Annotated in this window: 1 protein-coding gene; it reads left to right on the top strand. The window is 67.5% G+C overall.

What is annotated here, in order from left to right; translation table 11 throughout:
* Nucleotides 1–271, top strand: a 271-nt coding sequence (locus SB751_RS30680) for a 3-hydroxyacyl-CoA dehydrogenase family protein (protein ID WP_410749110.1), incomplete at both ends; no start/stop codon positions are given.

The raw sequence follows: 271 nt of genomic DNA, 5'->3' as shown, positions 1-271 counted from the left end.
CCCGGCGGCAGGCGACGCGCTGATGGATCTCGCGCGCCGCATGGGCCACACGCCGGTGCGCGCGAAAGACATGCCCGGCTTCATCGTGAATCATGCGGGCCGCGGCATGAACACCGAGGGCCTGCGCGTGGCCGGCGAAGGGGTGGCGAGCTTTGCCGACATCGACCGCATCATGCGCGAACAGGCGGGCTTTCGCCTCGGACCGTTCGAACTGCTCGATCTGACCGCGCTCGACGTGTCGCATCCGGTGATGGAGTCGATCTATCACCAG

This window comes from Cupriavidus sp. SIMBA_020, from assembly GCF_046535395.1.
Taxonomy (GTDB): domain Bacteria; phylum Pseudomonadota; class Gammaproteobacteria; order Burkholderiales; family Burkholderiaceae; genus Cupriavidus; species Cupriavidus campinensis.
The sequence above is the reverse complement of the archived record's forward strand: the minus strand, read 5'-3'. Positions and strand labels throughout refer to the sequence as shown.